We start from the raw sequence: 9,784 nt of genomic DNA on the forward strand, positions 1-9,784 counted from the left end.
GAATTAAATCGATTGATGAGATCAAAGAACACTTAACTTTCTGTGATGCTGTCATGGTTGGTCGCCAAGTTTATCATAATCCAGCTTTGTTAAAACATATTGATTTTGAACTCTATGGTGAGACGCAAAATAATCTGAGTGAGAGTGATCTTATTGAGGTTATGTGTGATTATACAGCTCGACATATTGCATCGGGGGGGCGGCTTTCTCATGTGACACGTCACATGATTGGTTTATTTCATGGGCGGGGTGGGGCACGTCGATGGAGGCAAATATTATCAAATGATGCGACAAAACCAAATGCAGATATATGTATTTTAAAAGAAGCTTTTTATGCTCTCATTTAATAATAGCCTAATAATTAACATATATTAAAGTTGAGATCCTTTGCGTTTGGATGTCTTTGCGATAATTTTGATCTCTTCAATTTTATAAGTTTTTGAAAGTTTATAACTTTTATTATGCATAAGAATTGTTGGAATGTATATATTAAACGGCATGCTGATTATGCCTATTAAATAAAAAATAGGTTAAGGGTATCACTGTAAAGGTAATCATAAGATATTAATAACATTTTGAATCTTGCACGTTTGTTATTAGGGTTGAAAATAGAATGTAGAAATTATTGCTTTCATAGTATTTAACATTTTTAAAGCACTGTTAAAAAAACAATAAATTATTCATATCCTGTATATATGACGGGATTTTCATAAACATTGTAGATTTTAAAAGGTATCCTTATGACCGCTAGTCCATTTGATGATTTTCGTGCTTTGCTTACAAATTTACCTGTTGCTGATGAGTTTTCTATAATTTTGGCAAAAAAACGGCAAAAAGACTTAACAAAAGAGCAAGGAACATTAGGAAAACTAGGAGATATTGCTGTTTGGTATGCGGGGTGGAGGGGTACAGAAAAACCTATCGTAACGAGACCTTTGGTCGCTATTTTTTCTGGAAATCATGGTATTGTAGAGGAGAATATTACACCATTTCCACAATCTATGACACAAAAAATGGTAGAAAATTTTGCCTCTGGTGGAGCTGCTATCAATCAAATTTGTATTGCTTATGATCTTGGATTAAAAATATTTGATTTAGCATTAGAATATCCAACAATGAATATTACGAAGGATGCCGCAATGGATGAGCGGAGTGCGGCTGCTACAATGGCATTTGGAATGGAATCCATTGCGGGTGGAACAGATCTTTTATGTATTGGAGAAATGGGAATTGGAAACACAGCAATAGCTTCAGCTTTATGCTTAGCATTGTTTGGAGGGGAAGTGGAAGAATGGACAGGAAATGCTATGGAATCAGAAGGTGATTTTTATCAGCGTAAAATTGCAGCGGTTAAGACAGCTATTTCTTTGCACAAGGATTATTTCAATGATCCTTTTGAGATAATGCGTCGCTTAGGAGGACGTGAGATTGCTGCTATGGTTGGTGCTATTTTAGCAGCAAGAATAGAAAAAATACCCGTTATTTTAGATGGTTTTGTGGCAACAGTAGCTGCAGCGGTTCTTTATAAAATGCATCCAAAAGCTCTTGATCATACCCTTGTTGGACATGTTTCTTCTGAGACAGCTCATCGTAAACTTTTAAAAAAAATTGGCAAAGAACCACTTCTAGATTTGGGGATGCGTCTTGGTGAAGGGACAGGAGCAGCTATGGCAGCTGGTATCGTCAAAGCCGCTGTTTTAACACATGCACAAATGGCAGTTTTGGAACAAGAAAGTTTGAATGCCTAAAAGATCATGAGACGGATATAAAAATCTTAAGAGTTTTGTTCATGCGTCTTGTCGTGTAATTTAATATAATTAAGTGGAAGTTCCGTTGTATATTTAATCTGTTCCATTGCGAAAGAAGATGAGACATCACGGATATCAATTTTAGAAATTAATTTTTTATAAAAAAGATCATAAGCTTCAATGTTGGGCACAACAACACGCAATAAATAGTCAATATCTCCACTCATTCGATAAAATTCAATGACTTCACGGAATTCTTGCACAATTTTTGAAAAACGCTTAAACCATTCATGACTATGTGTATTTGTGCGAATAGACACAAAAACAGTGACGTGTGCGTTTACTTTTTCTGGAGAAAGAACAGCAACACGACGCTGAATGACGCCATCTTCTTCAAGTTTTTGAATTCTACGCCAGCAAGGAGTGGTCGAAAGTCCCACTTTTTTAGCAATATCAGCAACAGAAAGTGTCGCATTTTCTTGCAAAAGATGTAAAATTTTTCGGTCAAGACGATCCATATTTTTTCTCAATATTTTAATTTATAAAAATTTACGCACTAAACAACGCAGATATACAATAAGCTCATCGTTAAACCATGGGTTTTTCTGTAACCAAGAAGTATTTCGCCATGACGGATGAGGCAAAGGCATAACATTATAGCCTCGAGGTTGAGGAATGGAAAGAATATTTCTCCAATCACCAACAGTTGCAGAAACGGTTTTATGTTTTAATTCTGTAATGTGCCACTTTTGCGCATAACTGCCAATAGCAAGAACAAGCTTTATTTGAGGCATTGCCTGAAATATCTTTTCATGCCATATTTCTCGACATTCACGTCTTGGTGGTAAATCAGCTTTATTTTTGTCATAACCTGGAAAACAAAATCCCATAGGAACAATAGCAAAGAGAGATTTATTATAAAATTCTTCTTTCGTGACACCCAGCCAATTACGCAATTTTTCACCAGAGCGATCATTAAAAGGGATAGACGTTTCATGGACACGCAACCCTGGTGCTTGGCCTGCAATTGCAATCGAAGCAGTATCGGATAAATAAACGACAGGGTTTGGTTCATGAGGAAGAGGAGGAAAATAATGGGGTTGTTGGACGCAAACACGACAGGAATAGATCTCTTTTTCAAGTTTGATAATTGGGCTACATTGTTTCATTAGTAAATAAAATTAAAAAATATTTTTTTATTCTGTGCGAGGATTTGCTTTGCGCCATTCTTTTGGTCGTTGAAAACTTGATGCCCATATTCCTTTCTTTTTCTTTCTAGCTTCTTGCTCTTCTTTGGGGTATTCATAATAATTTACAGCCCAACCATTATGTACAAGTGTTGCGTTGATATTGCTAACTTGTTTTGTTTTACATGTTGCAAGAATACGGCGATATTTATCTGTTTTTTTCCAGTGACATGTAACAGTTTGATTTTTTAATAGTTGTTCTAAATATTTTTTTGCCTCAAGCCCACAAGGGTAGCGCGCTTCCTTTTTTCCACAAAATTGGTGGAGTTCAGGAGCATCAATTCCAGCTAGTCGAATCTTAATTGAAGAAATCATAATGGTATCGCCATCAATGATTAATGCATTTCCTTCAACAGAGTTTTGAGAAGAAAATTTTTCTTTTTGAGGCAACCGCTGAGTTTTCTTAAAATAAGTTGACATAATGATAAGAATGCTAGCAGCGACAAAAATACTGAAACCGATTACTTTTAGATTAAAGCTTCTTAGATTAAAATGAGAAAAAGATTTTTTCATGAAATAAAGAAACTGCTAACATTATTATAACTCTATTTTAGTATTGTTTATAATTGACCCGAGAAACTTTATTCATATGACGAAACAGTGTTTCGTTTTAATGACAAAATTTTCATTAGATATCACAATAATCAAATACTCATACAGAATATATGTAAGCAACTTAAATAATAAATCAACTTATCCAAATCCGTACAAAACATACAAAGTTTAAAGTAAACTTTTTAAACTTAAGGAAATAAAAAAACATCCCTCAAAAAATAACTTTGAAGAGCAATACTCCCACATTTCTTTTGGAGTATAAAATCTATCAATTTAATAATAATTTTATTTATTTAATTTTTGTTTCCTTAAATTCAACGTGCTTTTTTACAACTGGATCATATTTACGCTTGCTCATTTTATCTGTCATTGTACGGCTGTTTTTCTTTGTTACATAGAAAAAACCAGTATCTGCAGTTGATAAAAGCTTGATCTTAATGGTTGCTGCTTTAGCCATAATGTAAATACCCTATTTATACTGAAAAAATATTATTGCTGTCAAAACTTATTTCCGACATCATCAGATTTTCCGGCAACACTACGGATGTTCTCAAAAAAGTCAAGAGCTGATTAATTTTCTCATAAGTTGGACAAACACCAAAATGACATATAAACCGAAAAAAACAGCCATGGCTATTGAAAAACCAAAGGGTTTAAAGATATCCATGGATTTTCCGATAAAGGTCGGTCCGATGAGCATACCAATTCCATAACAAAAAATAAAAGCAGAATTAGCAGCAGCAAGTTCTTGCCCCTTGAGACGGGCTCCTAAATGTGCAAGACTAATTGTATAAAGGCTCGCTGATACACCACCCAGAAAAAACAAATCAAGCATCAGAATCCATGGATATTGAAGAATCCATGGTACTATAAAAGTTCCTATAAAACCTAAAATAGCGCAACTCATCAGCGGGTAGCGTCGATCTTTGGCGTAGTCGCTTATAATGCTGATAGGAATTAAGAGGAAAATATTCCCAAGTGCAAGGGTTGCCATAAAATGTGCTGCTTCATTCTCATTATAACCAATGGATAAACTAAAGGGTATTATAAGAGTTAATACGCCCATTTGAATGGCCCCGTAAACAAGGACCGCCATCATTGCACTTGGAACGTGAAAAAGATAACGAAAAAATGGCATATATTGATTTTTTTGAAATTCTGGACTTAATTTCCAAGCGGTAAGAATTGGTATAGTAGCAAGTATAATAAGGCTATATCCAACAGCAAAAGGAATAAATCCTTGTGTTCCCACTTTTGCTAGCAGCGTTAGACCTATTATAAACCCTAATCCTAAGACAATAGCATAAATAGAAAGGATCAAACCGCGTTTTTTTGGGGGAGCATAACTGTTGATCCAAAACTCTGACAGGATAAACATAACTGTCATGCTGAAATGTAATATAAACTTTAAAATAAACCAAACCCATATGGGATCAAAAAAATAGAATCCTAAAAAACTTAAAGATCCTATCGCCATCATAAGCAATATTGTTTGAGCGATTCCTAAGTATAAGGCAATTCGAGACGTAAAAATAGCTGCAATAATTGTGGCGATTCCACCAACTGTTCCACTATAGCCGATTGTACTGTTGGAAAGTCCTTTCTCTGCCATAAGAAGAGAGACAAGTTGTGTTCCCATTGCCAATGCTGTTCCAACAGTGCCAATGGTTGCAATAGCGGCAATAATTGCACGCAAAGAATTATTTTGAGAGTCAAAAGGTTTTTTTTTCATGAGAATGGCTTAAGGTACTCTTGTTTATTTAAACAATGAAAAGATGAGCTGAAATGAAAGGGAGCCAAAACTATCCTTTGCAGTTTCTCTCATTTCCTAAGTATAAAAAACTGCAAGATTTTTATATGGTTATTATAGACTTAACAATAAAATTTACCCTCTTGTATACTAAAGAAAGAAGATTGTACATATAAAATAATATAAATATTATATAATATAAGCCATTTCTTAAATTGAATTTATTATTCATATTATATTTAATGGAGGGCAAGAAGATTAATTTTTTCTTTTCCCATAAAAAGTATACTTTTGTTTTTTTAATTTGTTTTTATGGTAGGATGTCGGTGAAAATTTTATTGGACGAGGTTTTGTTAACAGTTCAAAGCATAAAGCGCCAGCAAAAGGTTGTACCGTTATAAGTTTTACTTCTACAACATCACTGAGCTGATAGCCTTTATGGCTACGCTGTCCTACAAGAACATGTTGTGCTTCATCAAAATGATAATAATCATTTTTAAGTGTAGAAATATGGACAAAACCATCTGTATTGAGTTTATCAAGTGAGATAAAAAGACCTGCTTTTGTAACTCCGGAAATGCGGCCTGTAAAAATACGACCGATTTTATTCGTTAAATAGTGAGCAACAAGCCGATCAATCGTTTCTCTTTCAGCCATCATTGCACGGCGTTCGTATAAAGAAACTTGCGTAGCAATTTCTGCAAGATTTTGTTCTTGTGTATCTGTTAATTGATCATTTCCTAATTTGAGAGCTTTAATGAGTGCTCGATGAATAATGAGATCAGCATAACGACGGATTGGTGATGTAAAATGTGTATAGTTCTGCAAATTCAAACCAAAATGGCCACTATTTTTAGGGTTGTACTCTGCTTGTGATTGTGAACGCAAAATAACTTGATTGACTAGTTCTTGTTGTTGAGTATGAGCGACCTTTTCTAAAATTCTATTAAGGCGCGCTGAGGTAAGTTCGCTTCCGCGGGAGAGTGGTATCCCCAAACTTTGAAGAAAGCTCCGAAGTATTTCTTGCTTAGCAAGAGAAGGTTTTTCATGAATACGATAAATGAGCGGCTGGTGATGTTGTTTTAATGTTTCAGAAGCTGCAATATTAGCTTGTATCATAAACTCTTCAATTAAACGATGCGCTTCTAATTGTGTTTCACTCACAACATCTTTTATGCATCCATTTTGATCAAGAATAATCTTTTTTTCTGCAATTTCTAATTCTAGTGGTTGGCGACGATTTCGCGCAGCTTTAAGGCATGCATAGGCTTCCCATAAGGGGTGCAAAATGCTCTCAAAAAGAGGGGTTATTTTTTCATTTATATTACCTTCAATTGCCAATTGTACTTCTTGATAAGAAAGTTTGGCTCTTACACGAATCATAGTACGATGAAAACTATGTTTTCGTTTATTACCGTTTGCATCAAAAATCATACGAACGGCTAAAGCTGGTCTTTCTTTTCCTTCACGCAGAGAACATAAATCATGAGAAAGGCGTTCAGGTAACATTGGCACAACGGTATCAGGAAAATAAACAGAATTTCCACGTTTCAATGCTTCTTTATCTAAAGCGCTTCCTGTTTTGATATAATAAGAAACATCTGCAATGGCTACAATAATAATCCAACCATCATTATTTGCTGGATCCGTATCCTTGGTTGCATAAACTGCATCATCATGGTCTTTTGCATCTGGTGGATCAATTGTAATAAAGGGTAATTGTCGCCAATCTTCACGATTATCCATATTGGCAGCTTTGATATGTTTGGCTTGCTCAAGAACACTTTCAGGAAAAATATAAGGAATTCCTTTCGAAAGAAGCGCTATCATTGAGAGTGTTTTCTCACTCTTAATGTGCCCTAAAACATTCTTTATTTTTGCGCTCTTTAATCCGTAACCAGTATTTTTTTTTATTTCGACTTCAACGAGATCACCAATTTGAATCTTCATTTCTGGAGACATTTCAACAATGAGTTCATTGGTTTTGCGGTCTATAGGATCAAGGCGCCATTGATTATTTTCCAATTTTCGTACAATAGCAAATGCGCTTTTGGGAGATACATCAATTTTACGAATAATTCGTCCCGTATAAGGATGGCTTGAGCTTTCAGAATTTTTATTTCGAAAAACTTTTACAAGAATATGATCTCCAACACCAATATTACTTCCTGTTATGTGATGAAAAGAGTGTATTTCAATATTGGGCTTTGGAGAATCTTCCCATTCAAGAGGTTGTGCAATAAAACTTCCATCTTTATCACGTCCGCTAATTTTTACTAAAGAAACAGGGGGTAATTTTCCTTTGTTTATTGCTCTTTTGTGGTGTTTAGATATGAGATTTTGATCCTTTAACTCACGTAACATATCTCTAAGCCAGATACGAGAATCGCCTTTTAAGTTAAAAGCTTTAGCGATTTCTCGTTTACTTGAGTGGTTAGGATTCTCAATTATAAAGGAAAGGATTGCTTCCTTATTGGGAAAAGTTTTCCCCTTGAATGAAGAGAGATATTTTATGTTTTTTTCACCTTTAGCCAAAATTTATGTCTCTTTTATTTTTGCTTTTGTTTTAGAAGAAGCTCTTTTTGAAGTTGTTTTTTTACTCGATGCTTTAGCCGATATAAGTTCTAGTGCCTCTGGAAGTGTTACACTAATGGGATCTTTATCTTTTGGCAATGTTGCATTAATTTTACCCCAATTGACATAAGGACCATAACGCCCGTTGCGCACGGTAATGGTTCCTCCTTCGGGATGCTCTCCTAATGTTGCCAATGCTTCAGGTGTTGTTCTGCTTTGCCTGGTTTTGTTTTCTTGTTGTTCTGCTAATACTGTAACAGCGCGATTGATACCAATATCAAAAACTTCATCTGCATGAAGAAGGCGCGCAGATTTTCCATTATGGCTAAGATAGGGACCATATCGTCCAATCGTAGCCGTGATTGTTTTTCCGGTTTCAGGATGAATGCCAATTTCACGGGGAAGGGATAGTAAAGCCAAGGCTTTATCAAGGGTTACATTTTCTGCCTGCCATTCTTTTGGTAATCCTGCACGCTTAACTTCTTTGCTTTCACCAAGTTGAATATAGGGACCAAACCGGCCATTACGAAGAGAGATCTCTTTTCCTGTTTCAGGGTCAATACCAAGTATAACAGGTTCATCATTGCGTACAGCTTCATTCTCTTCTCCAGTATCTGTACCAAGTTGGTGTGTGTATTTACATTCGGGATAATTGGAACAGCCAACAAAAGCACCATAACGCCCAAGTTTTAATGATAATTGACCATTTTTACAAAGAGGACAGGAACGCACATCACTTCCATCTTCGCGTTCAGGAAAGGCGAGAGGTGCTAATGTTACATTTAAAGCATCAAGAACATTGGTTATACGGAGTTCTTGGATATTGCTAATAGATGCATTAAATCCATCCCAAAAATCTCGCAATACGTCTTTCCAAGAAAGTTTGCCATCAGAGATAAGATCCAGCTTTTCTTCAAGATCTGCTGTGAAACCATATTCTACATAGCGATTAAAAAAATTTTCAAGAAAGGCTGTAACAATACGTCCCTTGGCATCGGGAATAAGCTTTCGTTTATCAATGACAATATATCCACGGTCACACAATGTCGCTAATGTGGATGCATAAGTTGAAGGACGACCAATTCCTAACTCCTCAAGCTTTTTAATTAATGAAGCTTCAGAATAACGAGAAGGGGGCTCTGTGGTATGTTGTACAGATTCAACTTTTTCTTTTGTAAGTGCTTCACCAGTGTTTATTTGTGGTAAACGTGTTGTTTCATTTTCTTCATTATTTTCTTCGTCTCGTTGATCCGTGTAGACGGAAATAAAGCCATCAAAACGAACAACAGATCCTGTTGCCCGTAGATTTGCACGCTCTTCTCCTTGCTGTGCTTCAATTTCAACGGTTGTACGTTCAATGTCAGCAGAGCGCATTTGGCTGGCAATGGCACGCTTCCATATCAGATCATAGAGCTTTGCTTGATCGCTATCGAGAAAATTACGGACTTGACTAGGATTGCGTTGAAAATCTGTTGGGCGGATCGCTTCATGTGCTTCCTGTGCATTTTTTGCCTTTGTTGAATAAAAACGTGGCTTTTCAGGAATATAGTCTTTTCCGAAAGTTTCATGAATAACTTTTCGTGCTGAATCAATAGCCTCTGGTGCTATCTGCACACCATCGGTACGCATATAAGTAATAAGCCCTGCCGTTTCACCATTAATTTCAATGCCTTCATAAAGCTTTTGGGCAATTTGCATAGTGCGAGAAGCTGAAAAACCTAGTTTTGAAGAAGCTGCTTGTTGTAGTGTAGAGGTCGTAAATGGAGGAAAAGGATTTCTCTTTGTAGGTTTTGCTTCAACACTGAGTGTATGATATTGCGCTTTCTCCAGCATAAAGCGAATTTGGTCTGCTTGTTCTTGAGATTGAATATCAAGCTTGCCTATTTTTCTTTGATTAAACATTGTCAATC

The 9,784-nt window shown here is 35.8% G+C and carries 9 protein-coding genes; 2 read left to right on the forward strand and 7 right to left on the reverse strand.

The window, feature by feature from the left end; genetic code table 11:
• Together ACFIL8_RS04975 and cobT are read left to right on the forward strand one after the other, a co-directional pair.
• On the forward strand, positions 1–347 hold a 347-nt coding region (locus ACFIL8_RS04975), incomplete at its 5' end, for a tRNA-dihydrouridine synthase (protein ID WP_375689041.1).
• A 393-nt stretch (positions 348–740) separates the two neighbouring features.
• Entirely contained in the window at positions 741–1,748 is a 1,008-nt protein-coding gene (gene cobT, locus ACFIL8_RS04980; protein WP_375628152.1) for a nicotinate-nucleotide--dimethylbenzimidazole phosphoribosyltransferase, read from the forward strand.
• 26 nt (positions 1,749–1,774) lie between these two features.
• Here the strand turns inward: cobT and ACFIL8_RS04985 are convergent, their stop codons facing one another.
• From ACFIL8_RS04985 to topA, 7 genes are all read right to left on the reverse strand, one after another.
• Positions 1,775–2,266, reverse strand: a complete 492-nt coding sequence (locus tag ACFIL8_RS04985; protein WP_015856433.1) for an Lrp/AsnC family transcriptional regulator — start codon at positions 2,264–2,266, stop codon at positions 1,775–1,777.
• A 21-nt stretch (positions 2,267–2,287) separates the two neighbouring features.
• A complete protein-coding gene (locus tag ACFIL8_RS04990) occupies positions 2,288–2,917 on the reverse strand; it encodes a uracil-DNA glycosylase family protein (protein ID WP_375613408.1) in 630 nt (209 codons plus the stop codon).
• A gap of 27 nt (positions 2,918–2,944) precedes the next feature.
• A complete protein-coding gene (locus tag ACFIL8_RS04995; protein ID WP_375628149.1) occupies positions 2,945–3,508 on the reverse strand; it encodes a thermonuclease family protein in 564 nt (187 codons plus the stop codon).
• Between the two features lie 331 nt (positions 3,509–3,839).
• Positions 3,840–4,007, reverse strand: coding sequence for a 50S ribosomal protein L33 (rpmG, locus tag ACFIL8_RS05000; RefSeq protein WP_004864083.1), 168 nt, complete (start codon positions 4,005–4,007; stop codon positions 3,840–3,842).
• Positions 4,008–4,109: 102 nt separating this feature from the next.
• Positions 4,110–5,282 carry an MFS transporter gene (locus ACFIL8_RS05005; RefSeq protein ID WP_375628148.1) on the reverse strand — a complete coding sequence of 391 codons (1,173 nt, stop codon included), beginning with the start codon at positions 5,280–5,282 and terminating at the stop codon, positions 4,110–4,112.
• Positions 5,283–5,558: 276 nt separating this feature from the next.
• Positions 5,559–7,835: a ribonuclease R gene (gene rnr, locus ACFIL8_RS05010; RefSeq protein WP_375689043.1), complete on the reverse strand. Its 2,277-nt coding sequence runs from the start codon at positions 7,833–7,835 to the stop codon at positions 5,559–5,561.
• Positions 7,836–7,838: 3 nt separating this feature from the next.
• The coding region (gene topA, locus ACFIL8_RS05015; RefSeq protein WP_375689045.1) for a type I DNA topoisomerase at positions 7,839–9,784 on the reverse strand (1,946 nt) is incomplete at its 5' end.

The organism is Bartonella sp. AP57NXGY (assembly GCF_042195805.1).
Taxonomy (GTDB): domain Bacteria; phylum Pseudomonadota; class Alphaproteobacteria; order Rhizobiales; family Rhizobiaceae; genus Bartonella.